Annotated in this window: 24 protein-coding genes; 14 read left to right on the forward strand and 10 right to left on the reverse strand. The window is 68.0% G+C overall.

Translation table 11 applies throughout. The features are described 5' to 3' along the window. Window positions 1–108 precede the first annotated feature (108 nt). From ACN20X_RS10060 to ACN20X_RS10070, 3 genes are all read left to right on the forward strand, one after another. The gene (locus ACN20X_RS10060; RefSeq protein WP_016449762.1) at window positions 109–1,266 is read left to right on the forward strand and encodes a BMP family ABC transporter substrate-binding protein; all 1,158 of its coding nucleotides are present in this window, start codon (window positions 109–111) and stop codon (window positions 1,264–1,266) included. 194 nt (window positions 1,267–1,460) lie between these two features. Next, window positions 1,461–2,468: an aromatic ring-hydroxylating dioxygenase subunit alpha gene (locus tag ACN20X_RS10065; protein ID WP_016449761.1), complete on the forward strand. Its 1,008-nt coding sequence runs from the start codon at window positions 1,461–1,463 to the stop codon at window positions 2,466–2,468. Continuing rightward, window positions 2,468–3,517: an adenosine deaminase gene (locus ACN20X_RS10070; RefSeq protein ID WP_016452614.1), complete on the forward strand. Its 1,050-nt coding sequence runs from the start codon at window positions 2,468–2,470 to the stop codon at window positions 3,515–3,517. The genes ACN20X_RS10065 and ACN20X_RS10070 overlap by 1 nt, the downstream gene beginning before the upstream one ends. Window positions 3,518–3,523: 6 nt before the next feature. Here the strand turns inward: ACN20X_RS10070 and ACN20X_RS10075 are convergent, their stop codons facing one another. Beyond that, window positions 3,524–3,964 carry an HIT family protein gene (locus tag ACN20X_RS10075; protein ID WP_016452613.1) on the reverse strand — a complete coding sequence of 147 codons (441 nt, stop codon included), beginning with the start codon at window positions 3,962–3,964 and terminating at the stop codon, window positions 3,524–3,526. 194 nt (window positions 3,965–4,158) lie between these two features. Here ACN20X_RS10075 and ACN20X_RS10080 point away from each other — a divergent pair, with 194 nt between their 5' ends. The 3 genes from ACN20X_RS10080 to dcd all read left to right on the forward strand — a co-directional run bounded on the left by ACN20X_RS10080 (window position 4,159) and on the right by dcd (window position 7,311). Then, window positions 4,159–5,265, forward strand: a complete 1,107-nt coding sequence (locus ACN20X_RS10080; RefSeq protein WP_016452612.1) for a BMP family ABC transporter substrate-binding protein — start codon at window positions 4,159–4,161, stop codon at window positions 5,263–5,265. 112 nt (window positions 5,266–5,377) lie between these two features. After that, window positions 5,378–6,670: a guanine deaminase gene (guaD, locus tag ACN20X_RS10085; RefSeq protein ID WP_013803687.1), complete on the forward strand. Its 1,293-nt coding sequence runs from the start codon at window positions 5,378–5,380 to the stop codon at window positions 6,668–6,670. Between the two features lie 68 nt (window positions 6,671–6,738). Further along, complete coding sequence (dcd, locus tag ACN20X_RS10090) at window positions 6,739–7,311, forward strand: dCTP deaminase (protein ID WP_013803686.1); 573 nt, start codon at window positions 6,739–6,741, stop codon at window positions 7,309–7,311. A 109-nt stretch (window positions 7,312–7,420) separates the two neighbouring features. Here the strand turns inward: dcd and nadB are convergent, their stop codons facing one another. The 4 genes from nadB to ACN20X_RS10110 form a co-directional block, all read right to left on the reverse strand. After that, window positions 7,421–8,923 (reverse strand): L-aspartate oxidase, encoded by a 1,503-nt coding sequence (nadB, locus tag ACN20X_RS10095; protein WP_016452611.1) that lies wholly within the window; start codon window positions 8,921–8,923, stop codon window positions 7,421–7,423. A gap of 10 nt (window positions 8,924–8,933) precedes the next feature. Next, window positions 8,934–10,067 carry a quinolinate synthase NadA gene (nadA, locus tag ACN20X_RS10100; RefSeq protein WP_016452610.1) on the reverse strand — a complete coding sequence of 378 codons (1,134 nt, stop codon included), beginning with the start codon at window positions 10,065–10,067 and terminating at the stop codon, window positions 8,934–8,936. 144 nt (window positions 10,068–10,211) lie between these two features. Continuing rightward, window positions 10,212–11,963: a sensor domain-containing diguanylate cyclase gene (locus ACN20X_RS10105; protein WP_016449011.1), complete on the reverse strand. Its 1,752-nt coding sequence runs from the start codon at window positions 11,961–11,963 to the stop codon at window positions 10,212–10,214. 15 nt (window positions 11,964–11,978) lie between these two features. Continuing rightward, the gene (locus ACN20X_RS10110; protein WP_016452609.1) at window positions 11,979–12,926 is read right to left on the reverse strand and encodes a delta(1)-pyrroline-2-carboxylate reductase family protein; all 948 of its coding nucleotides are present in this window, start codon (window positions 12,924–12,926) and stop codon (window positions 11,979–11,981) included. Window positions 12,927–13,027: 101 nt separating this feature from the next. Here ACN20X_RS10110 and ACN20X_RS10115 point away from each other — a divergent pair, with 101 nt between their 5' ends. The 3 genes from ACN20X_RS10115 to ACN20X_RS10125 all read left to right on the forward strand — a co-directional run bounded on the left by ACN20X_RS10115 (window position 13,028) and on the right by ACN20X_RS10125 (window position 16,056). Beyond that, window positions 13,028–13,384 (forward strand): hypothetical protein, encoded by a 357-nt coding sequence (locus ACN20X_RS10115; RefSeq protein WP_227469625.1) that lies wholly within the window; start codon window positions 13,028–13,030, stop codon window positions 13,382–13,384. A gap of 108 nt (window positions 13,385–13,492) precedes the next feature. After that, complete coding sequence (ypfJ, locus tag ACN20X_RS10120) at window positions 13,493–14,374, forward strand: KPN_02809 family neutral zinc metallopeptidase (RefSeq protein ID WP_016452607.1); 882 nt, start codon at window positions 13,493–13,495, stop codon at window positions 14,372–14,374. A 185-nt stretch (window positions 14,375–14,559) separates the two neighbouring features. Further along, window positions 14,560–16,056, forward strand: coding sequence for a DEAD/DEAH box helicase (locus tag ACN20X_RS10125; RefSeq protein ID WP_016452606.1), 1,497 nt, complete (start codon window positions 14,560–14,562; stop codon window positions 16,054–16,056). A 78-nt stretch (window positions 16,057–16,134) separates the two neighbouring features. On the opposite strand, the gene ACN20X_RS10130 is transcribed toward ACN20X_RS10125, so the two are convergent. Continuing rightward, the gene (locus ACN20X_RS10130) at window positions 16,135–16,980 is read right to left on the reverse strand and encodes a symmetrical bis(5'-nucleosyl)-tetraphosphatase (protein ID WP_473210557.1); all 846 of its coding nucleotides are present in this window, start codon (window positions 16,978–16,980) and stop codon (window positions 16,135–16,137) included. A 24-nt stretch (window positions 16,981–17,004) separates the two neighbouring features. Here ACN20X_RS10130 and ACN20X_RS10135 point away from each other — a divergent pair, with 24 nt between their 5' ends. The 3 genes from ACN20X_RS10135 to ACN20X_RS10145 all read left to right on the forward strand — a co-directional run bounded on the left by ACN20X_RS10135 (window position 17,005) and on the right by ACN20X_RS10145 (window position 20,296). Next, window positions 17,005–18,318 (forward strand): hemolysin family protein, encoded by a 1,314-nt coding sequence (locus ACN20X_RS10135; RefSeq protein ID WP_016452604.1) that lies wholly within the window; start codon window positions 17,005–17,007, stop codon window positions 18,316–18,318. Between the two features lie 100 nt (window positions 18,319–18,418). Further along, window positions 18,419–18,712, forward strand: coding sequence for an H-NS histone family protein (locus tag ACN20X_RS10140; protein WP_016449004.1), 294 nt, complete (start codon window positions 18,419–18,421; stop codon window positions 18,710–18,712). Between the two features lie 375 nt (window positions 18,713–19,087). Next, window positions 19,088–20,296 (forward strand): FAD-dependent monooxygenase, encoded by a 1,209-nt coding sequence (locus tag ACN20X_RS10145; RefSeq protein ID WP_016452603.1) that lies wholly within the window; start codon window positions 19,088–19,090, stop codon window positions 20,294–20,296. 18 nt (window positions 20,297–20,314) lie between these two features. Here ACN20X_RS10145 and ACN20X_RS10150 read toward each other — a convergent pair whose 3' ends face one another. Further along, a complete protein-coding gene (locus tag ACN20X_RS10150; RefSeq protein ID WP_016449002.1) occupies window positions 20,315–21,613 on the reverse strand; it encodes an MFS transporter in 1,299 nt (432 codons plus the stop codon). 91 nt (window positions 21,614–21,704) lie between these two features. Then, entirely contained in the window at window positions 21,705–22,580 is an 876-nt protein-coding gene (gene kynA / locus ACN20X_RS10155) for a tryptophan 2,3-dioxygenase (RefSeq protein ID WP_016452602.1), read from the reverse strand. A gap of 163 nt (window positions 22,581–22,743) precedes the next feature. Between kynA and ada the strand changes: the two genes are divergently transcribed. Beyond that, window positions 22,744–23,652 carry a bifunctional DNA-binding transcriptional regulator/O6-methylguanine-DNA methyltransferase Ada gene (gene ada / locus ACN20X_RS10160; protein WP_017407564.1) on the forward strand — a complete coding sequence of 303 codons (909 nt, stop codon included), beginning with the start codon at window positions 22,744–22,746 and terminating at the stop codon, window positions 23,650–23,652. Continuing rightward, window positions 23,649–24,659 (forward strand): DNA-3-methyladenine glycosylase family protein, encoded by a 1,011-nt coding sequence (locus ACN20X_RS10165; protein ID WP_016452600.1) that lies wholly within the window; start codon window positions 23,649–23,651, stop codon window positions 24,657–24,659. Before ada ends, ACN20X_RS10165 begins: the two co-directional genes overlap by 4 nt. A 17-nt stretch (window positions 24,660–24,676) precedes the next feature. On the opposite strand, the gene kynU is transcribed toward ACN20X_RS10165, so the two are convergent. Together kynU and kynB are read right to left on the reverse strand one after the other, a co-directional pair. Then, window positions 24,677–25,981, reverse strand: a complete 1,305-nt coding sequence (gene kynU, locus ACN20X_RS10170) for a kynureninase (protein WP_016452599.1) — start codon at window positions 25,979–25,981, stop codon at window positions 24,677–24,679. 52 nt (window positions 25,982–26,033) lie between these two features. Beyond that, the gene (gene kynB / locus ACN20X_RS10175; RefSeq protein ID WP_016452598.1) at window positions 26,034–26,663 is read right to left on the reverse strand and encodes an arylformamidase; all 630 of its coding nucleotides are present in this window, start codon (window positions 26,661–26,663) and stop codon (window positions 26,034–26,036) included.

The raw sequence follows: 26,663 nt of genomic DNA on the forward strand, positions 1-26,663 counted from the left end.
CGGCTGGCGCCATTCTTGCTTTATTCTCGGGACCCATCGCGGCGGGTCTGCGCCCCTGCGGACACCGCCTTCTTCCTGCCTGCCGCAGGACCACTTGAGGAAACTTCGATGACTGATCTTCACAAACGCTCCCTGATCAAGGTGGCAGCGCTGTCGGCCGTGGCCGCCGCCGCGCTGGCCGGCTGTGGCAAGAAGGAGGAGGCCGCGCCTGCGCCCGCTCCCGTTGCCGAGGCCCCTGCTGCCGCTGCAACCGAGCCTTTGAAGATCGCCTTCGCCTACGTGGGCCCCGTCGGTGACGGCGGCTACACCTTTGCCCACGACCAGGGCCGCCTGGCGCTGGAGAAGGAATTCGGCGACAAGATCAAGACCTCCTATGTGGAGAGCGTGCCCGAGGGCGCCGACGCCGAGCGCGTGCTGCGCGACATGGCCGCCAACGGCAACAAGCTGGTCTTCGGCACCACCTTCGGCTACATGGAGCCCATCCAGAAGATCGCTCCCGACTTCCCCGATGTGAAGTTCGAGCACGCCACCGGCTACAAGACCGCCGCCAACGTCAGCACCTACGACAGCCGCACCTACGAAGGCGCTTATCTGGCCGGCATCATCGCGGGCTCCATGACCAAGTCCAACGTGCTGGGCGTGGTCGGCTCCGTGCCGATTCCCGAAGTGCTGCGCAACATCAACAGCTTCACGCTGGGCGCGCAGTCCATGAACCCCAAGATCAAGACCAAGGTGGTCTGGGTCAACGAGTGGTTCGCCCCCCCGAAGGAAACCGAGGCTGCGACTTCGCTGATCAACGGCGGCGCCGACATCCTGTTCCAGAACACCGACTCCGCCGCCGTGCTCAAGACGGCCGAGGAAAAGGGCAAGCGCGCCTTCGGCTGGGACTCCGACATGACGGCCTACGGCCCCAAGGCCCACCTGGGCTCGGCCATCATCAACTGGACTCCCTACTACACCAAGACCGTGCGCGAGATGCTGGACGGCAAGTGGAGCAGCCAGCAGACCTGGTGGGGCGTGAAGGAAGGCGCGATCGACATCGTCTCGCTGGCCGACGACGTGCCCGCCGAGGCCAAGGCCAGGATCGAAGAGGTCAAGAAGGGTCTGAAGGACGGCACCTTCCACATCTGGAAGGGGCCGATCACAGGCCAGGACGGCAAGGAACTGCTGGCCGCCGACGCCGTGGCCGAAGACAAGTTCCTCACGGGCATCAACTTCTACGTCAAGGGCGTGGAAGGCAAGGTGCCGGGCCAGGACAGCAAGTAAGACAGACGCCATGCCACCCGGCGCAGGCCGGGTTGCCTGTTGCCGCCAGGGCCGCCTTCGGGCGGCCTTGGCGTTCATGCGCAGCACAGGTGTACCTGTACCGTACCTGTGCTGCGCATCGAGCGGGTTTATGCTCGCTCCCAGCCGCGGCCTGCCCGCCGCCGCGGCACAGACAGACAGCAAGAGATTCCCCCATGATCGAAAACTCCCTCTGGCATCCCGTGGCCCAGGCCCACGAAGTTGTCGATGCGCCGCTGGGCGTGCAACTGCTGGACCAGCCCCTGGTGCTGTGGCGCGATCCGCAAGGCCAGGTCCGCGTCTTCGTGGACCGCTGCCCGCACCGTGGCGCACGCCTGTCCATGGGCCGTGTCGAGAACGGCCACCTTGAATGCCCCTACCACGGCTGGCAGTTCGCCGACAGCGGCCAGTGCGTCAAGGTGCCGGCCCTGCCCAGCTTCACGCCCCCGCCCTCGCAGTGCGTGAAGGCCTTCGAGGCACAGGAAGCCTACGGCCTGGTCTGGGTGCGGCTGGCCACGGGCGAGGAGCTCTCGGCTGTTCCGGCCCTGGCGGCCCTGGCGGCACTGCCAGCCTTTGAAGCCGAGGCGGACGCGCACCTGCGCAAGCTCAACTGCGGCCCCTACGACGTGGCCGCCAGCGCGCCGCGCATCATCGAGAACTTCCTGGACATGTCGCACTTCGGCTTTGTCCACGAAGGCTGGCTGGGCAGCCGCGACGCCACGGCCATCGAAGCCTATGCCGTGGAGACCACGGCCACGGGCGTGCTGGCCACGGGCTGCAAGGCCGTGCAGCCGCAGTCCAACCTGCACTCCACCAGCGCGGCCGAGGTCGAGTACACCTACGAAGTCACGGCGCCCTATGCCGCCGTGCTGACCAAGCTGCCCGAATCCGGCACCACCCGGGCCGGATGGCGCGAGTCCATCGCCCTGTTCATCTGCCCCGTCACGCCCGAGACCAGCCGCGTCTGGTTCCGGCTGGCCGTGGCAGACTTCGACTCGCCCGACGCACAGCTGCAGGAATTCCAGCACACCATCTTCTGCCAGGACCAGCCCGTGCTGGAGTCGCAGCAGCCCAAGTGCCTGCCGCTGGACCCGCGCGCCGAAATGCACTCTGCGGCCGACCGCATGTCGTCCGCCTACCGCCGCTACCTCCGGGCCAGCGGCATCACCTTCGGAGTCTGCTGATGCACACCGTACCCGCCGTGGATGCCGCGCATCTGCCCCAGTTGCTCAAGGCCATGCCCAAGGCCGAGCTGCACATGCACATCGAAGGCTCGCTGGAGCCCGAGCTGATCTTCGCGCTGGCCCAGCGCAACGGCGTGAAGCTGCCCTATGCCAGCGTGGAAGACCTGCGCCGCGCCTATGCCTTCACCGATCTGCAAAGCTTTCTGGACATCTACTACGCCGGCGCCAGCGTGCTGCTGTACGAGCAGGATTTCTACGACATGGGCCGCGCCTACCTGGCGCGCGCCGCGCAAGACAACGTGGTCCATGCCGAGATCTTCTTCGACCCCCAGACCCACACCCAGCGCGGCGTGGGCATGGAGACCGTGATCAACGGCCTGTACCGCGCCTGCCGCGATGCGGAGATAGAGCAGGGCATCTCGTCGGCGCTGATCCTGAGCTTTCTGCGCCACCTCAGCGAGGAGGACGCCTTCGCCACGCTGGAGGCCGCGCTGCCGCTGCGCGACCGCTTCATCGGCGTGGGGCTGGACAGCAGCGAGGTCGGCAACCCGCCCGAGAAGTTCGCCCGCGTGTTCGCGCGCTGCCGCGAGCTGGGCCTGCACCTGGTCGCGCATGCGGGCGAGGAGGGGCCTCCCGCCTATATCTGGGGCGCGCTGGACGTGCTGCATTCCGAGCGCATAGACCACGGCGTGCAGGCCGCGCGAGACGAGGCCCTGATGCAGCGCCTTGTGCGCGACGGCGTGCCGCTGACCGTGTGCCCGCTGTCCAACCTCAAGCTGTGCGTGGTGCCCGACCTGGCGCAGCACAACCTGCCGCAGCTGCTGGAGGCGGGTCTCAAGGTCACGGTCAATTCCGATGATCCGGCCTACTTCGGCGGCTACGTGAACGAGAACTACCTGCAGCTGTTCGCCGCCACGGGCATGAACTCGCAGCAGGCCTGGCAGCTGGCGGTCAACAGCTTTGACGCCAGCTTCGTCACGCCCCAGCAGCGCGCCCACTGGATGCGCCAGCTGGAGGCCGTGTTCGCCAAGTACGCAGCCCTGGCCTGAGTCCGCTCAGGCCAGCGCCTTCCTGAGGCGCTCGGCATGCTCTTGCAGCGCCTGCATGCCGGGCTCCTTGCGCGGCCAGCCCAGGCCCACGCCGTCGCCCTCGTGGCGCGGCAGCACATGCAGGTGGAAGTGGAAGACGGTCTGCCCGCCCGCTGCGCCGTTGGCCTGGAACAGGCTGATGCCTTCGGGGTCGAACGCTGACTGCACGGCCTGCGCCACGCGCTGGGCCGTGCGCATCACGGCGCCGGCCTCGTCGGGCGTGAGGTCCAGCAGGGTCACGGCATGGCGCTTGCTGGCCACCAGCACATGGCCGGGATTGACCTGGCCGATGTCCATGAAGGCGATGGTCTGCTCGTCCTCGAACACCTTGGCGGACGGGATCTCGCCCGCCACGAGGCGGCAGAAGATGCACTGGCCCGGGGGCGAGGTATCGACGAACATCGGCATGGTCTTGTACTCCTTGGTGGTTGCTGGGGGTTGGAATTTGCCGACGATCTTAGTGGACGGTATCTGCCGCCCCTTATGGCGGCCATAAGCGCAGGCCCAGGCAGCCCCCGGGGCCGCTGCCTATAATCGCGCCCCGCACCGGCCGCTGCCCACGGCAGGTGCGTTTTCATTTCCGGGCCATGTAGAGGAACACCATGTACAAAAACCTCGCAGCCGCAGTCGCGGCCGCAAGTCTTGTATCCACGGCCTTGTCCCAAGGCCATCCCGCCCCTTCATCCCCCGCAGGTTCCACGCCCCTCAAGGCCGCCTTCGTCTATCTGACGCCCGTGCTCGACGCCGGCTGGACGCGCCAGCACGACGAGGGCCGGCGCGCATTGCAGGCGGCCCTGGGCCCGCGCGTGCAGACCCGCGCCGTGGACAGCGTGCCCGAGGGCCCCGACGCCGAGCGCGTGCTGCGCGACCTGGCCGCCAGCGGCAATCAGCTGATCTTCACCACCAGCTTCGGCTACACCGAGTCCGTGATGCGCGTGGCGCGCGACTTCCCGCAGGTGAAGTTCGAGTCGGTCACGGGCTTCAAGCGCGCCGACAACGTGGCCACCTCGAATGCGCGCTACTACGAGGGCCGCTATCTGTCGGGCATTGCCGCAGGCCGTGCCAGCAAGACGGGCGTTGCCGGCTTCGTGGTCGGCTTTCCGATTCCCGAGGTGCTGCAGGGCATCAACGCCTTCACGCTGGGCATGCGCTCGGTCAATCCCAAGGCCACGGTCAAGGTGGTCTGGCTGGATACCTGGTTCGACCCGCCGCGCGAGCGCGATGCGGCCATGGCGCTGTTCAACGGCGGCGTGGACGTGGTGTCCTTCCAGGTCGCATCCACCGCCGTGATGCAGGCCGCCCAGGAGCGCGGCCGCATGGCGATTGCCTACCACTCCGACATGCGCAAGGACGGGCCCGACGCCCAGTTGCTGGCCGTCACCCACCAGTGGGGCGACTACTACACGGCGCGCGCCAAAGCGGTGCTGGACGGCAGCTGGAAGAGCCAGGACACCTGGGGCGGCGTGCGCGAGGGCATGATCCGCGTGGAGGGCTTCGGCCCCAAGCTGCCGACCGCCGTGCGCGAGGAAGTGCTGCAGCGCCAAAAGGACATGGCCCAGGGCCGCCTGCAGCCCTTCAAGGCCGGCGACCAGCCGGTGCGCGACAACCAGGGCCAGGTGCGCATTCCTGCCGGCAAGCAGCTGGACGATGCACAGATCCTGCAGATGAACTGGCTGGTGGAAGGCGTGCAGGCCACCCTGCCCAAGTGATGCGGCCTGCGGGGCGTCCGGTCCTGGCGTAAACCCTAGGATGGCGCCTGCCGATGGCGCCTATAGCGCTGCGGATATGGCATCTGCCTGTCCGCCCGCTAAGCTTGGCGGCATGCAAATCTACCGTTCCTCATTGCTGCGTTTTGCCGACGATGGCCAGGCGCTCTACGACGAAGACGGCCTGCTGGCCGTCGCCCCGGATGACAGGGGGCAGCAGCGCGTCGTCGCCGCCGGCAGCTGGCAGGCGCTGCAGGCGCAGTTCACCGGACAGCCGGGCGCCGAAGTCACCCATCTGCCGGGCCGCATCCTGGCGCCAGGCTTCATCGACCTGCACATCCACTATCCGCAGACCGATGTGATCGGCGCGCCCGCCGCCGGCCTGCTGCCCTGGCTGGAGAAATACACCTTTCCGCACGAGTCTGCCTTTTGCGAACGCGCCCATGCCGACAGCGTGGCCGAGTTCTTCCTGGACGAGCTGCAGCGCAACGGCGTGACCACGGCGCTGGCCTTTGCCACCTCGCACCCGGGTTCGGTCGATGCGCTCATGGGCGCGTCGCAGGCGCGCGGCATGCGCATGATCACGGGCAAGGTCCTGCAGGACCGCCACAGCCCCGACGGCGTGCGCGACCAGACCGAGCAAAGCCTGATCGACACCGAAACCCTGATCCAGCGCTGGCATGGCGTGGACCGCCTGGGCTACGCGATCACGCCGCGCTTTGCGCCCACCAGCACGCATGAGCAGCTGCGCGGCGCGGGCGAGCTGGCCGCACGCTACGCCGATGTCTGGATCCAGTCGCACGTGGCCGAGAACCTGGACGAAGTGCGCTGGGTGGCCGAGCTCTTTCCGAAGGCCCGCAGCTACCTGTCGGTCTACGACGACTTCGGCCTGATGCGCGAGCGCGCCGTCTACGCGCACTGCATCCACCTGGACGATGAAGACCGCGCACTGATGCGTGAACGCAGCACCGCCGCCGCCGTCAGCCCCACCAGCAACCTGTTCCTGGGCAGCGGCTTCTTCGACTTTGCGCGGGCCGATGCCGCGCAGTTCCTCTACGGCCTGGCCAGCGACGTGGGCGGCGGCATGAGCTTCAGCCCCTTCCGCACCATGCAGGCCGCCTATGTGGCGGGCCGCGAGGGCCAGACCAAGCAGGGCCTGAGCCTGTCGCCCGGCAACCTGTGGTGGCAGCACACGGCGGGCGCGGCGCGCGCCCTGGGCCTGGCGGGGCAGGTGGGCAACCTGCAGCCGGGCTGCGAGGCCGACTTCGTGGTCATCAACCCGGCCTGCACGCCGCTGCTCGAGCGCAAGACCCGCCAGGCCGAGAGCCTGGACGAGCTGCTGTTCGCCATGATCATCCTGGGTGATGACCGCCTGATCGAGCGCACCGTCGTTTCTCAAGCAAAATAGCGCCTTTGCGCCAGTGCCCGGCCGGGTGCTGGCGCTTGACAAGTGCAGCTAGGGAACGAGGAATTGCCATGAGCATCAAGAGCGACAAGTGGATCCGTCGCATGGCCGAGGATCACGGCATGATCGAGCCTTTCGAGCCGGCCCAGGTTCGCAACGTCGATGGCCGCAAGATCATCAGCTACGGCACCAGCAGCTATGGCTACGACATCCGCTGCGCACCCGAATTCAAGGTGTTCACCAACATCCACAGCACCGTGGTGGACCCCAAGAACTTCGATGAGAAAAGCTTCGTCGACTTCGAGGGTGACAGCTGCATCATCCCGCCCAACAGCTTCGCGCTGGCGCGCACGGTCGAGTACTTCCGCATCCCGCGCAACGTGCTGACCATCTGCCTGGGCAAGAGCACCTACGCGCGCTGCGGCATCATCGTCAACGTCACGCCCTTCGAGCCCGAATGGGAAGGCTATGTGACGCTGGAGTTCTCCAACACCACGCCGCTGCCCGCCCGCATCTACGCCGGTGAAGGCTGCGCCCAGGTGCTGTTCTTCGAGAGCGATCCCGACGATGTCTGCGAGGTCAGCTACCGCGACCGTGGCGGCAAGTACCAGGGCCAGGTGGGCGTGACGCTTCCCAAGGCCTGACGGCTTTGGCCCGGAAGACAAGGCCCGCAGCGAAAGCTGCGGGCCTTTTTCATCGCCGGGCCGCCCCAAGATGAAAAGCGGCCCCCTTGGGGAGCGTGGGGGTCATTCTTCATTCCACCAGCGCCGGTGTGGCGTCGATGCGCGAATGCGCGCCGCAGCTCTCGCGCCGTGCGGCGGCAGCCGTGGCCATGAGCCAGCAGACATCGAGCTGGTTGCGCAGCGCATGGCCTGCGGCAGGTGCCAGCCTTTCCCGCCATGCCGCAATGCGCTGCACGGCCTGCGCCAAGCCCTGGTCGCTGCGCTGTATGCCCACGCAGTCCTGCATGAGCTGGCGCAACTCCTGTGCGATGGCGGCCGTGTCCTGCTCCTGTGCGCCGGCCTGCAGGGTTTCGGTCGGCCGGGCCAGCGCCGGGGCGGCTGCTGGCTGCTGCGCGATGGCCCGGGCGGCCGCGCGGCCCATCACCACGCATTCGAGCAGCGAATTGCTGGCCAGCCGGTTGGCGCCGTGCAGTCCGGTGCGCGCCACCTCGCCGATGGCGCGCAGGCCATCGACATCCGTGCGCCCGTCGATATCGGCCAGCACGCCGCCGCAGGCGTAGTGGGCGCAGGGGGCCACGGCAATCGGCTGCGTCGCAATGTCGATGCCATGGCTGGCGCACAGGGCCATCACACCGGGGAAATGCGACTGCAGCCAGGCGCGGGGCCTGTGGCTGATGTCCAGGTGCACGAAGGCCAGGCCATGGCGGTCCATCTCGTGCCGGATGGCCCGGGCCACGATGTCGCGCGGCGCCAGTTCGGCCCGCTCGTCATGGGCAGGCATGAAGCGCGTGCCGTCCGGCAGGCGCAGCAGGGCGCCTTCTCCGCGCAATGCCTCGGAGACCAGGCCGGCCGCACGGCCGCCCACCTGCAGGGCCGTGGGATGGAACTGCATGAACTCCAGGTCGCCCACGCGGCAGCCCGCGCGCCAGGCCATGGCCACGCCGTCGCCCGTGGCGGTGGCCGGGTTGGTGGTGGCGGGATAGACCTGCCCCAGCCCGCCCGTGGCCAGCACGGTATGCGCGGCATGCCAGCGCTGCAGGCGGCCATCGGGCAGGCGCACCAGCGCACCTGTGCAGTGCGCAGGCTGTCCTTCGGTCAGCAGGTCCAGCGCGCTGGTGTGCTCATGCAAATCGATGTTCGCGCGCTCCCGGCAGGCGCGCAGCAGGGCGGCGTGCACGGCCTGGCCGGTGCAGTCTGCGGCATGCACGATGCGGCGGCGGCCGTGGCCGCCCTCGCGCGTGAGGTGCAAGCCACCGCTGTCGTCACGCGTGAAAGGCACGCCGTGGGCCACCAGCCAATCGATGGCGTCGGGCGCCTGCTCAAGGATGGCGCGCACGGCCTGTGCATCGCACTGGCCTGCGCCCGCGACCAGGGTGTCTGCCACGTGGTCGTCGATGCTGTCCTGTGCATCCAGCACGGCGGCAATGCCGCCCTGGGCCCAGGCGCTGGCGCATTCCTCGGCCGCGCCCTTGCTGAGCAGGGCCACGCGCAGATGCGGCGGCAGCGACAGGGCGGCGGCCATGCCGGCCAGGCCGGCGCCGATGATGAGTACGTCTGTGCAAGGCTGTGTCATGGCGCTGTCCTCAGGCGGGACCGAAGTGCTGGAAGAGCGCCGCATCGCGCGCAAGGTCGCCGCTGGCGCGCACGGGCTGGCGGTGGCCGGCCGCGAAAGCCAGCATGCGTTCGATGGGCCGGCGCGCGGCCTGGGCGATGGCGGGGTCCACCTCGATGGCGCACAGGCCCTGCTCCAGGGCCAGCTCCACGCCCTGCAGGCTGTTCATCGCCATCCACGGGCACATGGCGCAGCTCTTGCAGGTGGCGCCCTGGCCGGCCGTGGGCGCGGGCAGGAAGGTCTTGCCCGGGTGGCGCATGCGCATGTCGTGCAGGATGCCCTGGTCGGTGGCGACGATGAAGGTGTCGGTGGGCAGCCGGCCAGCCGCGTTGATGAGCTGGGTGGTGGAGCCCACCACGTCCGCCTGGGCGGCCACGGCGGCCGGCGACTCGGGGTGCACGAGGATGGCGGCCTGCGGGTGCTCCAGCGCCATGGCGGCCAGTTCGTCGGCCTTGAACTCGTCATGGACCAGGCAGGAGCCATGCCACAGCAGCATGTCGGCGCCGGTCTGGCGCTGGATGTGGGCGCCCAGGTGGCGGTCGGGCGCCCAGAGGATTTTCTCGCCGCAGGCGTGCAGGTGGGCCACGATGTCCTGTCCCACCGACGATGTGACCACCCAGTCGGCGCGCGCCTTCACCGCCGCGCTGGTATTGGCGTAGACCACGACCGTGCGGTCCGGGTGGGCGTCGCAAAAGGCGCTGAACTCGTCTGCCGGGCAGCCCAGGTCCAGCGAGCAGCTCGCGTCGTCGTCTGGCATGAGCACGCGCTTTTCCGGGCTGAGGATCTTGGCGGTCTCTCCCATGAAGCGCACGCCGGCCACGACCAGGGTGCTGGCCTGGTGCTGGGCGCCGAAGCGCGCCATCTCCAGCGAATCGCCCACGCAGCCGCCGGTCTCGCGCGCCAGATCCTGCAGTTCGCCATCCACGTAGTAGTGGGCCACGAGCACGGCATCGCGCTCGTGCAGCAGGGCGCGTATGCGCTCGGTGGTCCGAAGGCGCTGGGCGCGGTCCAGTTCAGGGGGAATGCGGGCCCAGGCCTCGCCGATGCCGCACTGGCCGGAGTGGGAGAAATGGGGCTTGTCGTACTGCACGGATTTGAGCTGCATGGTGGCCGTCCGGGACTGTGGAAAAGGTCTGGTGATGGCTGCGAATAATATGCTCAATTTGAGTATTAGTGTGATGTTTTTTCCCGCACAGGTGTTTTGCGGCAGGCGGCAAGCCGAGGGGGCAGAAAGCGGCGCGGGGCCGTCTCAGCGCTGAAGCTGCACGTTGTTGCGGCCTGCGCCCTTGGCCTCGTACAGTGCTTCGTCGCCACGGCGCAGCATGGCGGCGGCCGTGTCCGTGGTGCCGCGCAGTGTGGCCACGCCCACGCTGGCGGTGACGGGCTCGCCGTGGGCCATGGGCGTGGAGGCCAGCAGTTCGCGCAGTTGCTCTGCAATGGCCACGGCCGCGTCGGCCGTGGTGTCGGGCAGCAGGGCCAGGAATTCCTCGCCCCCCATGCGGGCCAGCACGTCGGACTCGCGCAGCCGCATGCGGAAGGCGCGCGCCAGGGTGCGCAGCACGGCGTCGCCCATGTCATGGCCATGCTGGTCGTTGATGCGCTTGAAGTGGTCCACGTCGATGACGAGCACGCTCAAGGGGCGGCCGCTGCGGCGCGCCAGCGCCATGGCGAAGTCCAGCTGGAAATCGAAGCCCCGGCGGTTGAGCAGGCCCGTGAGCGGATCGCTGCGCGCCTGGTGCTCCAGCTCGGCATTGGCCTGCTGCAGCTGCAGGGTGCGCTCGCGCACCTGGCGCTCCATGGCCTCGTTGGCCGAGCGCAGCTGGGCAATGCTGCCGCGCAGCGCCTGCGAGAGGCGGTGCACTTCGCGGCTGCTGTGCAGCTGCGGAATGTCCGGCGCCGCGCCGCTGCCATCGATGCCGTTGGCCGCACGGGCCAGGCGCTTGAGGTCCTGGCTGAGCCTTCGTGCCACCAGCCAGGCGATGACGGCGGCCACCAGCGCCGCCGCCAGGCCGCCGGCCAGCACCTGGTGCATGGCCTGGCGCGCGGGTGCATAGGCGCTGTCGTGCGGCTGGCGGGCCACGATGTGCCAGCCCATGGCCGTCACCCGGTTGTGGGCCTGCAGCGGCACGGTGGCCGTCAGAAAGCTCTGCGGGCTGTCCTGCCAGCGCGCCACCTGCACGGGCAGCAGCGTGGCATCGGACGTATCGGCAGACACGGTATGGGCCACCGGCAGGCGCTGGTCCAGCGCCTGCAGCGGCTCCAGGCTGTCGCCCGGGGCGTGGATGATCTTGCCGTGGCGGTCAAAGATGAAGAGGCCGATCTGGCGATCCCCGCTGTCGGCCTGCTGCAAGGTCTGCATGGTCTCTCGCACCCATTCCCAGCTGCTGTGCATGCACAGCACGCCCTGCGTGAGTCCGCCCACGCGGATGGGCGCTGCAAAGTCCATGAACCGGCGCGGCGCGCCGTCGGCCGGGGGCGCAAGCAGCGCGGCCATGCGCGGCGAGGAGGCACGCACGTCGCCCACATGCACGCGCTGCAGCCCCGGCTCGAACCAGGGCCGGTCGCTGACATCGTGGCCCACCAGCAACTGGTCGGTGGCGCTGCGCACCGTGCCCTCGGCGTCGGCCACGCCTATCCAGAGGTTGGACGGCGTCAGCGAACGGGCGCGGTTGAGCAGCGCTCCCACGCCCGGGGAATCCAGCCCTTGCACCCACAGCTCCGGCGAAGCGGCCAGCACCTCCACGGTATGGGCACGGCTGAACAGCCCTTCAGACAACTGCCGCGCCGCGTTGGAGGCCATAGCATGCAGCGAGGCGCTGACCTCGCGCTCCATGCGCCAGCGCAGCAGTTCGCCGAAGGCCAGTGACATCAGCACCGTCACGCCCACCAGCAGCGAGCCGAAGACCAGGGCCAGTTGCGTGCGCAGGCCCAGGCGCTGCCAGCGGCCGGGCTCGGTGCTTGGGGGCGGGGCGGGGGAATCCGGGGGGGAAAGCTCGTTCAACGCAGAAATCCGTCGTCAACTGTTCTGAAGCGCAGCCCGGTGCATTGCCAGGCGGGTGGCCGCAAGGTCCCAGCCCCCCCATCCGCAGGATTTGAACAGCACCGGCACCTGCGGGCGCAGCCATTGCTCGCGCACCACCTGCTCCAGCGTGGGCAGGGCGGCCACGTCTATGCCCGCCTGCAGCAGATCACCCGCTTCGTGCAGCGCATCTGCGGTATCGACGACGACGCGACCCGCCTGCGCAAGGCCCAGGCACAGGCTGGGCGCCAGCTCCACCATCTGCGGCGTGAAGGCGCCCACGGCCGATACAAAGGCATCGGCGCGCGGGGCTGCATGCAGCACCACGGCGCGGGCCGGCGTGCAGGTCACGATCAGCGGGCAATGGCGCGCGGCGGCCTCCAGATCCTGCACGGCACTGGCCTGCAGGCCCATGGCATGCGCCTGGCTGACCAGTGACTGGGCGCTCTCGGCGCTGCGCGATGCCACCTGGACCTCGCGCACGCCCAGGCCTGCTGCAAAGGCCTGCATATGGGCCAGGCCCTGCACGCCGGCGCCCACGATCAGCAGCGGGCCCTGCGGATTGGGAGCCAGCCTTTGCGCGGCCAGCAGCGATACGGCGGCCGTGCGCCGCGCCGTGACCGTGGGGCCGTCCAGGATCAGGCGGCGCTCGCCCGTGGCCACATCGAAGACCACCACATCGCCCTGGATGGTGGCGCGCGGCGTGCCGGCATTGCCGGGCGTGAGGCTGATCAGCTTGGTCATGGCCACCTGCCCATCGGTGGCGGGCATGCAAAACAGGCTGCCTCCTGCGGGCAGTGGCATCACGATGCGCGGCGGCACCTGCACTGCCCGGGGCTGCAGCAGTACAGCCGCGATCTCTTCGGCCAGCTCCTTCCAGGGCAGCAGGGCGGCCGTGGCCTGCGCGTCTAGGGCGGCGGAGGAGTGCGTGCTGGAATGGCTCATGGCCGCGACTGTACACAGTAGGCGCGCGCAGGCCAATGCGCGATGTGTCCGGTGGTGCACCCAGGCCCGCGCGGGCCTGCGCAGGCACTACGATGTCGCCTATGTCACAAAAGCCTTCTTATCCGCGCGAGGAGCCCAGCTGGGACGGTTCGGCGCGGCCCGAAGCTCCCCGCAAGGAATCGACCCCGCGCTACGAGCAGCAGCGGCGCGGGCCCGCGCCCGAACCGTGGCAGCGCGAGGAGCCTCCCAGCGAACAGGCACCTGCGCCCCGCAGGCCCGGCGAGCCTGCACGCGAGCGGCGCAGGCGCGGCGGATGGGGGCTGGGCCTGGCGGTCGTCGTCGGCCTGTGCATCGTCGCCGCGCTGCTGGCCGGCATGGTGCTGGTGGCGCGCGAGCAGGTACTGCGCAGCCAGGCGCCGCCCGTCACTGCCCCCATGGCGGTGCAGCCTGTGCGCTGATACACGCCGTATCATTGCCGGGACTGCGGACGCTGCGGCCCCGCAGGTTCCGACGTAATATCGCCGCCCGATGCTGCAGGCCGCAGCACAGATCCAGGAGCGAACACCATGAGATGGGAAGGCAACCGCGAGTCGGACAATGTGGAGGACCGCCGTGATGACGGTGGTGGTGGCGGTGGTGGTCCCGTCTTTGGCGGGCGCAGCATCGGCATCGGCACCATCGTCATCGCCCTGGTCGGTGGCTGGGTGCTGGGCATCAATCCGCTGACCATCCTGGGGGCGCTCAGCGGCGGCGCGCCGGTGCAGGTGCAGCAGCCCCAGGGGCCGGCCCACAAGCCGCCGGCCGACGACCAGCTCGCCCGCTTCGTCTCCACCGTGCTGGCCGATACCGAGGATGTGTGGCGCGAGGTGTTCCGCCAGGGCGACGCTCAATATGCCGATCCCAAGCTCGTGCTGTTCCGCGGCGCCACGCCCACGGCCTGCGGCACGGGGCAGTCCGCCATGGGGCCGTTCTACTGCCCTGCCGACCAGAAGGTCTATATCGACCTGGGCTTCTACGAGACGCTCAAGAACCAGCTGGGCGCGCCCGGCGATTTCGCCCAGGCCTATGTGATTGCCCACGAGGTGGGCCACCACGTGCAGAACCTGCTGGGCATCAGCGCCCAGGTGGACCGTGCGCGGGGCCGCGTCAGCAAGGTCGAATACAACCATCTGTCGGTCAAGCTGGAGCTGCAGGCCGATTGCCTGGCCGGCGTCTGGGCGAACCGCGCGCAAAGCGCACGCCAGATCCTGGAGCAGGGCGATGTGGAGTCGGCCATGAATGCCGCTTCCAAGATCGGCGACGACGCCCTGCAGCGCGCCGGTGGCGGCGCCGTCGTGCCCGACAGTTTCACGCATGGCACCAGTGCCCAGCGCCAGCGCTGGTTCAGCACCGGTCTGCGCACCGGCAGCGTCAAGTCCTGCGACACTTTCTCGGCCGCTTCGCTTTGAAAAATGCCCCCCGAGGGGCGCTTTCCCATCTCGAGGCGGCGGCCCGGCGATGAAAAAATGCCCGCATAGCGGGCCCTCGTACCGGGTTTTTGCGGGTTGCGCTCACGCAACGCCATGCTTGTCCAGGTGCCAATTGGCGTTATTGCAACGCACAAATCGCGCTAGGTGCGACAATAGCGTCCTCAATGACAAGCTCTTTCTCCAATCTCCAACTGGCCGAGTCCCTGGCGCGCGCCGTGGCCGACATGGGCTACGAGTCCATGACGCCCATCCAGGCGCAGGCCATTCCGGTTGTTCTGACCGGCAAGGATGTCATGGGCGCAGCCCAGACCGGCACGGGCAAGACGGCAGCGTTCTCGCTGCCGTTGCTGCAGCGGCTGATGCGCCACGAAAATGCCTCCGCTTCGCCTGCACGGCACCCCGTGCGGGCGTTGGTGCTTTTGCCCACGCGCGAACTGGCGGACCAGGTGGCTCAGCAGATCGCCCAGTACGCCAAGTACACCAAGCTGCGCAGCACCGTGGTGTTCGGTGGCATGGACATGAAACCGCAGACGCTGGAACTGAAAAAGGGCGTCGAGGTGCTGGTGGCCACGCCGGGCCGGCTGCTTGACCATATCGAAGCCAAGAACGTGGTGCTCAACCAGGTCGAGTACGTGGTGCTCGACGAGGCGGACCGCATGCTGGACATCGGCTTCCTGCCCGACCTGCAGCGCATCCTGTCCCATCTGCCCAAGACACGCACCACCTTGCTGTTCAGCGCCACCTTCTCGCCCGAGATCAAGCGCCTGGCCGGCAGCTACCTGCAAGACCCCGTCACCATCGAAGTGGCCCGTCCCAACGAGACGGCGTCCACGGTGGAGCAGCGCTTCTACAGCGTCAGCGACGACGACAAGCGCTATGCGCTGCGTTCGCTGCTCAAGCAGCGCGAGATCCGCCAGGCCTTCGTCTTTTCCAACAGCAAGCTGGGCTGCGCCCGCCTGACGCGTGCCCTGGAGCGTGATGGCCTGCGCGCAACGGCGCTGCACGGCGACAAGAGCCAGGACGAGCGCCTGAAGGCGCTTGAAGCCTTCAAGCGCGGCGAGGTCGATCTGCTGGTGTGTACCGATGTCGCGGCCCGCGGCCTGGACATCAAGGACGTGCCGGCCGTCTTCAACTACGACGTGCCCTTCAACGCCGAAGACTATGTGCACCGCATCGGCCGCACGGGCCGCGCAGGCGCCTCCGGCATTGCCGTGACCCTGGTGACCAACCACGATGCGCGCCTGGTGGGCGAGATCGAGAAGCTCATCAAGAAGAAGATCAACGTCGAAACCTGCCCCATGGAAGATTTCCGCGGCAGCGCACCGCGTGGTCACCGTTTCGACGAGCTGCCGCGCCAAGGCGCTGGCGGCGGGTACGGTCGTGAACGGGATCGCGGCGGCGAGCGTGGCGATCGCGGTGCCGATGCCGCCCGGGGCAGCACGGGCTTCGGCCATCGCGGCTCGCGCATGGCCCAGCGCCCGGCGCATTCCGACCCCTTCTTCGACAAGCCCTATGAGCCTTCGGCCAGCGCCGACGCCAACTGGGAAAGCCAGCGCGCTGCGCCCAAGGCCGGCGGCAACATCAAGCCCAAGCGCAAGCTGGCGGCGCTGTTCAAGGCACCGGTCGCGCCCGCCGCGCCCGTCGCCACCTCCGAGGTCTGAGCGCCGCACACGCGGCCTGCTTCCCGAATAACGCCTGCCTTGCAGGCGTTTTTTCATGGGTGCACGGGCTGCTCCCGATCAGCCTGGGGCCTGGGCCTGCGGGCAATCCACCTGGATCAGCTCCCTGTCCACCAGATGGTCGCCGAAGCGCATCATGCTCAGGCAGCCACCCCAGACGCAGCCCGTGTCCAGCGCCACCAGATCGGGCCGGTTGATATGGCCCAGCGTGGACCAGTGGCCAAAGGCAATGGGCACGCCCGCCGTGGCGCGGCCCGGCACATCGAACCAGGGCATGAGTCCTGGCGCCGCCTGCTCTGCCGACTCCGTGCTGTCGAAATCCATGACCCCCTGAGCGCTGCAAAAACGCAGCCGGGTCAGCGCGTTGACGATGACACGCAGCCGTTCCCAGCCCTGCAGATCCGGCGACCAGCGATCGGGCTGGTTGCCGTACATGGCTTGCAGGAAATCCGGCAATTGCGCGCTGCGAAGTACCGTGTGCACCTCGCCTGCAAGGTCCATCACTTCCTGGGCGGTCCACTGCGGCAGCACGCCTGCGTGGACCATCAGCAGCTCATCGCCATGCACCGTGCGGTGGCTGCGCGCCAGCGGCTGCTGTCGCAGCCAGTCCAGCAGCTGGTCACGATCGGGCGCTTGCAGCACCTGGGCCAAGGTGTCGCGGCGGCTGTTGCGGCGCACGCCGTGGGCGGCGGCCAGCAGGTGCAGGTCATGGTTGCCCAGCAGGGCGCGCATGGAGTCGCCGGCGGCCATGCAGGTGCGCAGTACCTTGTCCGATGCCGGGCCGCGATTCACCAGGTCGCCGAGGATGTATACGGTATCGCGGCTGGCGGAGAAATCCACGCGTTGCAGCAGGCGCTCAAAGGCGTCGTGGCATCCCTGGATATCACCGATACAGTAAAGTGCCATGGTCTTCTTTCTGATATACGAACCATGGATTTTCTGCTGATCGCGTTGCTTACGCTGCTCAATGGGGTGTTTGCAATGTCCGAATTGGCACTGGCCTCCAGCCGCAAGGCTCGGTTGGTGGCACTGGCTGAAACAGGCGACAAGGGGGCGGTGGCGGCACTGGCCTTGCTCGACAACCCCACGCAATTTCTTTCTTCGGTGCAGGTGGGCATCACCTCCATCGGCCTGCTCAACGGTATCCTGGGTGAGGCGGCCTTCAGCGACGGACTGGCCACATGGCTGCTGGGCCTGGGCGTTCCAGAGCGCGCAGCCAGCATTTCGGCAACGGCAGTCGTCGTGACCGTGATCACCTTCGTCACCATCGTTTTCGGCGAGCTGGTGCCCAAGCGCATCGGCCAGCTCTATCCCGAAACCGTGGCCATCGTGGTCTCACGGCCCATGACGTGGGTGGCGTCGGCAGCCAAGCCTTTTGTGCGGCTGCTGGCCTTCTCCACCCGCGCCATGCTGACCTTGCTGCGCATCAATGAATCGGCGGCACGCTCCGTGACCGAGGAGGAGATCGCGGCCAGCCTTGCCGAGGGCCGCGATGCCGGCGTCATCGAGGCCAGCGAACATCAGATGGTGCAGAACGTCTTCCATCTCGATGACCGCTCGCTGACGTCGATCATGGTGCCGCGCGGCGATGTGCAATGGCTGGATGCCGACATGACCGTCACCGAGGCATTGCAGGCCTCGGCCGATGACCACGCAAAGGGCGGCCATTCCTGGTATCCGGTGTGCCGCAATTCCCTTGATGACGTGGTCGGCATCATCAGCGTGGCGCGCCTGCTGGCATTGGGTCCCGATGCGGCGGGCTCCACGCTCTACGAGCATGTGCTGCCGGCCTCGTTCCTGCCCGAGACGCTCAGCGCCATGGAACTGCTGGAGCAATTGCGTGCCCGATCCGGGCGCATGGTGTTCGTGGTGGATGAATATGGCGTGGTGCAGGGCATCATGACGCCGCGCGATTTGCTGGAGGCGATTACCGGCGAGTTACAGCCTGTGACCGAAACGGAAGCATGGGCCATGCAGCGTGGGGATGGCTCCTGGTTATTGGACGGGCTGATGCCCATATCGGAGCTGAAGGCGCGCCTCGATATTCGTGACCTGCCCGATGAGCACCGTGGCCGATACAACACCGTTGCCGGCCTTCTCATGGCGGAAAGCGGTCATTTGCCGGTTCTGGGAGAGCGGATCAGCTGCGCGGGCTGGATCTTCGAGGTGATTGATCTCGATGGCAAACGCATTGACAAGGTGCTTGCCATTTCGGAATTATCCGAAGGCTCCTCGCTGCAATAGGCAACTGCGATATTGTGGATTTTGCTTACATGCGTCTTGCCCTGTAGGGCGATTATGTTTTTATAATGAAAGCTCTTAAACAACTTTCAAGGCGCACACCATGAGCTCTTACAAGGAATTGCTGAAGCAGCGACAGGAACTGGAGCAACAGATCCAGGAAGCGCGCAAGCGTGAACTGTCTGACGCCGTGGGCAAGGTTCGCAATTTGATTGCCGAATATGGCCTGACTGCGGATGACGTCTTTCCTTCGGCTCGTGGTCGCGGCAATGCGGGTGCAACCGGCACCAAGGTGGCGCCCAAGTACCGTGATCCCGCCACTGGCCAGACCTGGACCGGACGCGGCAAGCCGCCGAAGTGGATTCAGAATCAGGACCGCGAAAAGTTCGTCATCTGATTTTTCCATCGCGCATGTTGAAAGAGCCCGCCTTGTGCGGGCTTTTTTCATTGGCACGGCCATTTGTCAAAAATTGACTCGGTTGAGAATGACTATCATGCGCTGTGCAAAGCGTGGGCCTGTGCGCGGACATTGCGCGGCGGCGATGCCAGGGTCGATTTCTGGCGGTAACGCAAAATGCACGGTGCCAGTGATGCACCTTGCGGCAGTTTGGAGCATGCGAGGTGGGTGTTTCCGGGTCGCGGCGTCTCAACGCATGGCGGATGCATGCGTGTTTCAGACAAATCCGATGTTTTTTTGATTTTCTTCAGTGGTGGCCGACTTGAATATCCAGGCACCAGCCACCATGGGCGAAGGCAGGGGCACAATACGCGCATGAACAAGCAGGTGTTGATTGCCGGCGGCGGCATTGGTGGCCTGGCTGCCGCGATTGGTGCATCGCGGGCGGGCTGGGAAGTGCGTCTTTTCGAACAGGCACGCGTGCTCAGCGAAGTGGGGGCTGGAATCCAGCTGGGGCCGAATGTGGTGCGCCGCCTGCAGGCCTGGGGCCTGCAAAAGCCGCTGCAGCAGGTGGTGGCGCTGCCGGACAGCCTGCGGGTGCGCAGCGCCGCCACAGGGCAGGAACTGGGGCACATGCCTCTGGGCAGCGAGGCCGTGCATCGCTACGGCGCTGCTTACGCCACCATCCACCGGGCCGATCTGCAGCAGCTGCTGCGGGAAGCCGCTCAGACTTATCCGGGCATGCACCTGAACCTGGGCCAGCCCATCGAGAGCTTTTCCGAGACTGACGGCGTGGTCACCGTGCGAACCCAGGCCGGCAAGCTGATCGAAGGCGATGCCCTGGTCGCCGCCGACGGCGTGCGCAGCGTCCTGCGCCAGCAGCTGCTGGGCGACGGCCCGCCTCGTGTCACCGGGCACCTGGCCTACCGCGCCCTGGTGCACCAGGCCCAGTTGCCCAAGCGGCTGCGTGCCACCGATGTCACGGCCTGGCTGGGCTCGCGCATGCATGCCATCCAGTACCCCGTGCGCCGGGGCGAGCTGCAGAACCTGGTGGTCATCGTCCAGGGCCCGGCGCCCGAGGACCTGGCGAACTGGGACCACGCGGGCAATCTCGATGATCTGGTGCGGGTGCTGCAGGGCAGTTGCCCGCATCTGCTGGACCTGATCCAGCATGTGCCTGCCGCTGGCGGTGACTGGCGGCTGTGGCCGGTGGGCGATCGCCCGCCCGTGCAATCGGCCGCGCAGATGGCGCGCGGCGTGGTGGCCTTGCTGGGCGATGCCGCCCACCCCATGCGACCCTATCTGGCCCAGGGCGCCGGCATGGCGATTGAAGATGCAGCGGAGCTGCAGCGCGCCCTGTCCATGCATGACCTGGATGTGAACATGCGCCTGCGCCGCTACGCGCTCAATCGCTGGCAGCGCAATGCGCGCGTGCAGGCGCGCTCGCAGCGCAATGGCCGCATCTTCCATGCCACGGGTCCGGTGCGCTGGGGGCGTGACCTGTCGCTGCGCCTGCTGGGCTCCCGGCTGATGGATCTGCCCTGGCTGTACCGTGGCGATGGCTCGGCCGCCAACGCCTTGTAGAGGCACAGACTCCGGCCGCTAGGCGGATGCCTGGCGCAGCAGCGGCGAGGAGGGCAGGAAACGGAACGCGGTCGACGCGCCCACCAGCGTGGCCGCAATCGAGATCATCACGGCCTTGTAGGGCTCCACGCCCCAGGCCTCGGCCCAGGCCGCCACCCAGCCCGTGAACCATTGCACCAGGGCCACACCCAGGAACATGGCCATGGTGAACAGCGACAGTGCGCGGCCGGTCATCTCTGGGGGGTAGGAAGCGCGCACATCGGCGTACTGCAGCACCGAATAGCCGGACAGCAGGCCCATGGCGAAGATCAGCGCCACATTGGTCCAGCCATGGTGCAAAAAGGCCATGAGCATGAACAGGCTGCCCATGAGCAGCGAGTAATTGGTGAGCCAGCGCCGGCGCCGTCCTGGGCCGGGATCCATGCGCCCGAAAATCGCGGGGCTGAACAGCGAGATCATCGATACGACCAGCGCCACATTGCCGCTTTCCACCAGCGAAAAGCCATAGCGATGGATGAGCAGCGGCCCCAGCCACAGGCCGCGCAGCGCCAGAAACGATGCATAGCAGGCCATGGCCAGCAGGACGATACCCAGGGTGTGCGGCAGCGTGAACAGCTCGGCCATGCGGCGTGCCGCCACGCCCCAGCTTTCCCGTGCGGCGGTCTGTGCTCCGCGGCGGGCGGGCTCGTGCACGCGCCACCAGATCAGCAGCCACGACAGGGCCGACATCACGGCCAGCAGCGCAAAGCCCGAGCGCCAGCCGAAATGCTGGACCAGCCAGGCCAGCGGCGTGCCTGTGAACAGCAGCCCCAAGCCGCCCACGCCCATGCCCACGCCCGACAGAAAGGCGAAGCGGTCCATGGGAAAGTGGCGCGAGATGAACATGGTGCAGGCCAGAAAGGCGGGCGAGCAGCCCACGCCGATCAGCAACTGGCCCACCATCAGCCAGCCGTAGTTGGGTGCGGCGGCGGACAGTGCCGACCCCGCAATCGCCAGCGGAAACGACAGCAGCACCGTGCGCCGCAGGCCGTAGAGGTCCATGCCGATGCCCATCAGCAGCTGGGCCACGCCGAAGGACAGTCCGAACAGGCCCGCAAAGGCCCCCAGCGACTGGGCCGTAAGCCCGAAATCCTGCTGCAGGCCGGTCGCCATGACCGAGGTCGTGGTGCGAAAGGCCTGGCTCAGCGCAAAGGCCGAGAGCAGGGCCAGCAGCATGGCCCACAGCAGCTGGCTGCGTGGCGGCGGTGCTGCGGTGGAGGTCTGCGAAGCCTCTGTGTGTGTGTTGTTGTGTGGGGGCTGTTGCGGCGCTGCGGACACGGTATTTCTCCTGGCGCCGCAGCTTACCCGTTTGCGCGCATGCGCGCTGTCGCCACCGCAGCGGTCTGCCGTCGGTGGCGCCCGCCAGTTCTTACAGCTCGGTGCGCAGCGCCCAGATTTCGGGGAACAGCACCACGTCCAGCATCTTGCGCAGGTAGCTGACGCCGCCGGTGCCGCCCGTGCCGCGCTTGAAGCCGATGACGCGCTCCACCGTGGTCAGATGGCGGAAGCGCCAAAGTCGGAAGGCGTCCTCGATGTCGGCCAGCTTTTCGCCGAGCTGGTACAGGTCCCAGTGCTGGTGGGGATCGCGGTAGACCGTGATCCAGGCCTGCTTGACGCCTTCGCTGGCCTCGTAGGGCTGGGTCCAGTCGCGCTCCAGCCGGTCGGCGGGCACCTCGATGCCCTCGCGCGCCAGCAGTTGCAGGGACACGTCGTAGAGCGAGGGCGAGCGCCATGCCGCCTCCACCTGGGCCAGCAGATCGGGCCGGTGGGCATGGGGCTGGAGCATGGCGGCATTCTTGTTGCCCAGCGAAAACTCGATGCAGCGGTACTGGTAGCTCTGGAAGCCGCTGGAGCTGGCCAGATACGGGCGCATGGCCGTGTACTCGGGCGGGGTCATGGTGGACAGCACGGTCCAGGCGCTGACCAGCTGCTCCATGATGCGGCTGACGCGGGCCAGCATCTTGAAGGCGTCGGCACGCGTGCCGCCTGCGATGGCGGCCGTGGCGGCGCGGACCTCGTGCAGCATCAGCTTCATCCACAGCTCGCTGGTCTGGTGCTGGATGATGAACAGCATCTCGTCATGCGCGGGCGACAGCGGGTGCTGGGCCGTGAGGATCTGGTCCAGGTGCAGGTAGTCGCCATAGCTCATGGACTGGCTGAAGTCCAGCTGGGCGCGCTCCTCTTTGACGATGGATTCGGTGCGGCCGGGGCTGTTCATGGGACAGCCGGAGTGTTCGGTGGTCATGTGGGAGTCTCGCAAGTCTCGATGCGGAAAATGCAGGGCGCAGCGTAACCGAATCCCGCGCAGCAATCCTGCGGCTTGCAAGAAGCGGGATGCGCGCCCGCGCCGGGCTGCGTAGAGTAGGGCATCCGATGATCCTGAAAGACATGCCGTGTCCCACCAAGCCATGAATCAAGCCAGCGATGCCCCTGCCAACCCCGCTGCCCTGGTGGCCCGATGCTGCCGCTGGCTGGAGACCGAGGAGCCGCCCCCCGCCCTGGGCGCGCTGGCAGAACGCTCGGGGCTGAGCCCCTGGCAGCTGCACCGATTGTTCAAGCAGGCCACGGGCCTCACGCCCAAGGCCTATGCCAAGGCGCACCGCGCGCGTGCGCTGCGCCAGGCGCTGCAGCCAGGCCAGAGCGACTCGGTCACCGATGCCGCCTACCTCAGCGGCTATGCGGCCAGCAGCAGTTTCTACCGCGATGCAGGCGCCATGCTGGGCATGGCGCCCGGTGACTACCGGCGCGGCGGCATGCGCCAGACCATCCGCTTTGCGGTGGCCGAATGCACGCTGGGCAGCATCCTGGTGGCCAGCACCGATCGCGGCGTGTGCTGCGTGCTGCTGGGCGACGATGCCGAGGCCCTGGTCCAGGACCTGCAGCAGCGCTTTCCGCTGGCCGAACTGGTGGGCGGCGATGCCGGATTCGAGCACACCGTGGCCCAGGTCGTGGCCCTGGTCGAGCAGCCGCGCCGGGGCCTGGCACTGCCGCTGGATGTGCAGGGCACGGCCTTCCAGCAGCGCGTATGGCAGGCGCTGTGCGCCATTCCCGCCGGCCAGACCCTGAGCTATTCGGAACTGGCCCTGCGCCTGGGCATGCCCACGGGTGCCCGGGCCGTGGCCAGCGCCGTCGCGGCCAACCCCATTGCCGTGGCCGTGCCCTGCCACCGCGTGGTGCGCAACGACGGCAGCATCTCCGGCTACCGCTGGGGCGTGGAGCGCAAGCGCGCCCTGCTGCTGCGCGAGGCGCGCCAGGCGCAGGAGGCGGCTGGCAAGGACGCTGGGCACGCACCGCTGCGCCAGGCAGGAAGCGCATGAGCGGGCAAGGACAAGGGCCAGGGCAAGGGCGTGGCACCGGCCAGACCTATCAGACGCAGCAGCAACTGACGCTGCCGGTTGGCTACCGCATGACCGAGTTCTGGGGCTTTCACCGGCGCGATGCCCAGCGCCTTTCCGAATGCGATCTGCAGGATGGCGGCACCATCCGCATGCACAAGGGCCTGATGTGGAAAGGCCTTCCCACGCTGCTCACCCTGGAGCTGACGCCGCAGTGCGAAGAGGCGGCCGTGGTGCAGGCCCGATGGCGCCTGCCCGCCGGTGCAGGCGCAATCACCGGCATGGACGATGTGCTGGCCGCCATGCTGCGGCGCATGTTCGGACTGTCCCAGGATGTGGGGGAGTTCGAGCGCCGCTTTGGCCGCCATGAGCGGCTGGGACCGCTGCTGGCGCGCCAGCCTGGCCTGCATGTGCCCGCGGCCTGCACGCCCTGGGAGGCGCTGAGCTGGGCCGTCACCGGGCAGCAGATCAGCGTGGCGGCAGCCGTGTCGCTGCGCCGCCGCCTGATCGCTGCAGCCGGCCAGCCGGTGGCGCTGCACGATGGCCATGCCGACGCGCCGCAGCAGCTGTGGTGCATGCCGGAGGTCGCGCAGGTGGCGCAGCTGAGCGAGGACGACCTGCGCGCAGCCGGCTTTTCGCGGAGCAAGACGCACACGCTGCGCCTGCTGGCGCAGGCCGTGCAGTCGGGTGAATTGCCGCTGGACGACTGGGCCGCCATGCCCGAGCTGCCCGCCAGCGAGATCAGCCGGCGGCTGCTGGCCCTCAAGGGCGTCGGTCCGTGGACGGTGAACTACATGCTGCTGCGCGGCTATGGCCACCTGGACGGCCCGCTGCACGGCGATGTGGCCGTGCGCCGCGCCCTGGCGCGGCTGCTGGAGACGGAATCGGTGGACGCCGCGCAGACCGAGTTGTGGCTGCGGGACTTCGCGCCCTGGCGCGCCCTGGTCGCGGCCCATCTCTGGGCCTCGCTGTCGTCCACGGCGTTCTGAAGGGCTGGCTCCAGGCTTCAGGTCACCGCATTGACGCGGTTGAACTCCGGCTTGCGCCATTCGCCCGATTCCAGCACCTGGCGCAGGTGCTCCACGGCATGCCAGACATCTTCGAATCCCACGTACAGCGGCGTGAAGCCGAAGCGCAGGATGTCCTTGTGCAGGCCCGTGCCGTCTCCCTTGCGGAAGTCGCCGATCACGCCGCGTGCGATCAGCGCCTGCACGATGGCATAGGCGCCGCTGTCCTTGCCGTCCACGCCCAGCCCTTCCTCGCGCGTGAGGCAGACCTGGGAGCCGCGCCGGCCGTGCTCGCGCGGCGTGGCCAGGCCCAGGCCGTGGCCCTGGCAGCGTTCCTCGACCAGGGCGATGAACAGGTCGGTCAGCGCCAGCGACTTGTTGCGCAGCGCGTCCATGCCGCCCAGCGGCTCCACGGCCGTGAACACGTCCAGGCCGCACTGCAGCACGCTCAGGCTGACCATGGGCTGGGTGCCGCACAGGTAGCGCTGTATGCCCTGGGCCGGGTGGTAGTCCGGCACAAACTTGAAAGGCTCGGCATGGCCGAACCAGCCCGACAGCGGCTGCCAGAAGCGGTTGATCAGGCGCGGATGGGCCCAGACAAAGGCCGGCGCACCGGGGCCGCCGTTGAGGTACTTGTAGCTGCAGCCGATGGCGAAGTCGGCATTCGCGCCCTTGAGATCGACAGGCACGGCGCCCGCGCTGTGGCACAGGTCCCAGACGCAGAGAATGCCCTTGCCCTGCGCGGCAGCCGTCACGGCAGCCATGTCGTGCATGGCGCCCGTGCGGTAGTTCACATGGGTGAGCATGCAGATGGCGACCTCGTCGGTCAGCGCATCGGCAATCTCCTCGGGTTCGAGCAGCACCAGCTCCAGGCCGTATTCCTGGCAGACCGACTGGGCGATGTAGAGGTCGGTGGGGAAGTTGCTGCGCTCGCTGATCAGGCGCTTGCGCTGCGGCGCGTCCTCGCGCGCGATACGGGCCGCCGCCGTCAGCACCTTGTAGAGGTTGATGGAGGCCGTGTCGGTGAACACCAGCTCGCCCGCGCCCACGCCCAGCCAGGGGGCGAACTGGTCGCCCAGGCGCTGGGGCAGGCTGATCCAGCCGGCGTCGTTCCACGAGCGGATCAGGCCCTGGGCCCATTCCTGCTGCACCACCTCGGCCACGCGCGCGGCGGCGGCGCGGGGGCTGGCGCCCAGCGAATTGCCGTCAAGGTAGATCACGCCTTCGGGCAGCGTGAATTGGTCGCGCAGGGCGCGCAGCGGGTCTTGCGCATCGAGGGTGAGGCAGTCTTGCAGGCTCGTCACGGGGTCTCCTTGGGTATGGAAAAGGCGAAAGGCGAAAGGTGCGGCCCGGGAATCAGGCCAGGGCACGCAGCACGGCGCGCACGGGCGAGGCATCGGCCTCGACCAGCTTGAGCGGCAGGGCGATGAGCTCGTAGTCGCCCTCGGGCACCTCGTCCAGCACCAGGTTCTCCAGCACGCGCAGGCCGCGCCGGCGGATCACCTGGTGGCTGTCCAGGCTCTTGCTGCTGGCCGGGTCGATGCTGGCCGTGTCTATGCCGATGAGCTTCACGCCCAGGTCGGCCAGACGCTCGACCGTGGCCGGCGCATAGGCTGCCAGTTCCTGGTCCCAGGTGGCGGGGGCGCGCTCGTAGGTGCGCACCAGCACGCGTGCCGGAAGATGCTCCACGGCGTGGGCGATGTGCTCCCATTCGACCAGCGTTCCCTTGCCGATGGCGTGGATCACGCGGCAGGGGCCGAGGAAGGCGTCCAGGTCCACATGGCCGATGCTGGCGCCGTCCGCGTCATAGTGCAGCGGTGCATCGGCATGCGCTCCCACATGGGGCGACAGCGTGATGGCGCTGACATTGACCGGGCAGCCCGGCCCGATGGTGGCGCACCATTGCTGGCTGTAGGCCGTGTCGCCGGGAAAGACGGGGCTGGCGGCCTGCACGGCCGGGGAGATGTCCCAGAGTCTGCGGGTCAT

Source organism: Delftia sp. PX-1, from assembly GCF_055797465.1.

Bases quoted from the DNA above. Each gene is read 5' to 3' on its own strand.
- ACN20X_RS10115 (WP_227469625.1), top strand. From the start codon at position 13,028: ATGTCACAAAAGCCTTCTTATCCGCGCGAGGAGCCCAGCTGGGACGGT.
- ACN20X_RS10165 (WP_016452600.1), top strand. From the start codon at position 23,649: ATGAGCGGGCAAGGACAAGGGCCAGGGCAAGGGCGTGGCACCGGCCAG.
- dcd (WP_013803686.1), top strand. From the start codon at position 6,739: ATGAGCATCAAGAGCGACAAGTGGATCCGTCGCATGGCCGAGGATCAC.
- ACN20X_RS10060 (WP_016449762.1), top strand. From the start codon at position 109: ATGACTGATCTTCACAAACGCTCCCTGATCAAGGTGGCAGCGCTGTCG.
- ACN20X_RS10075 (WP_016452613.1), bottom strand. From the start codon at position 3,964: ATGCCGATGTTCGTCGATACCTCGCCCCCGGGCCAGTGCATCTTCTGC.
- guaD (WP_013803687.1), top strand. From the start codon at position 5,378: ATGCAAATCTACCGTTCCTCATTGCTGCGTTTTGCCGACGATGGCCAG.
- kynB (WP_016452598.1), bottom strand. From the start codon at position 26,663: ATGACCCGCAGACTCTGGGACATCTCCCCGGCCGTGCAGGCCGCCAGC.
- ypfJ (WP_016452607.1), top strand. From the start codon at position 13,493: ATGAGATGGGAAGGCAACCGCGAGTCGGACAATGTGGAGGACCGCCGT.
- nadA (WP_016452610.1), bottom strand. From the start codon at position 10,067: ATGCAGCTCAAATCCGTGCAGTACGACAAGCCCCATTTCTCCCACTCC.
- ACN20X_RS10140 (WP_016449004.1), top strand. From the start codon at position 18,419: ATGAGCTCTTACAAGGAATTGCTGAAGCAGCGACAGGAACTGGAGCAA.
- ACN20X_RS10145 (WP_016452603.1), top strand. From the start codon at position 19,088: ATGAACAAGCAGGTGTTGATTGCCGGCGGCGGCATTGGTGGCCTGGCT.
- ACN20X_RS10130 (WP_473210557.1), bottom strand. From the start codon at position 16,980: ATGGCACTTTACTGTATCGGTGATATCCAGGGATGCCACGACGCCTTT.
- ACN20X_RS10135 (WP_016452604.1), top strand. From the start codon at position 17,005: ATGGATTTTCTGCTGATCGCGTTGCTTACGCTGCTCAATGGGGTGTTT.
- nadB (WP_016452611.1), bottom strand. From the start codon at position 8,923: ATGACACAGCCTTGCACAGACGTACTCATCATCGGCGCCGGCCTGGCC.
- ACN20X_RS10110 (WP_016452609.1), bottom strand. From the start codon at position 12,926: ATGAGCCATTCCAGCACGCACTCCTCCGCCGCCCTAGACGCGCAGGCC.
- ACN20X_RS10080 (WP_016452612.1), top strand. From the start codon at position 4,159: ATGTACAAAAACCTCGCAGCCGCAGTCGCGGCCGCAAGTCTTGTATCC.
- ACN20X_RS10125 (WP_016452606.1), top strand. From the start codon at position 14,560: ATGACAAGCTCTTTCTCCAATCTCCAACTGGCCGAGTCCCTGGCGCGC.
- ada (WP_017407564.1), top strand. From the start codon at position 22,744: ATGAATCAAGCCAGCGATGCCCCTGCCAACCCCGCTGCCCTGGTGGCC.
- ACN20X_RS10065 (WP_016449761.1), top strand. From the start codon at position 1,461: ATGATCGAAAACTCCCTCTGGCATCCCGTGGCCCAGGCCCACGAAGTT.
- ACN20X_RS10070 (WP_016452614.1), top strand. From the start codon at position 2,468: ATGCACACCGTACCCGCCGTGGATGCCGCGCATCTGCCCCAGTTGCTC.
- kynA (WP_016452602.1), bottom strand. From the start codon at position 22,580: ATGACCACCGAACACTCCGGCTGTCCCATGAACAGCCCCGGCCGCACC.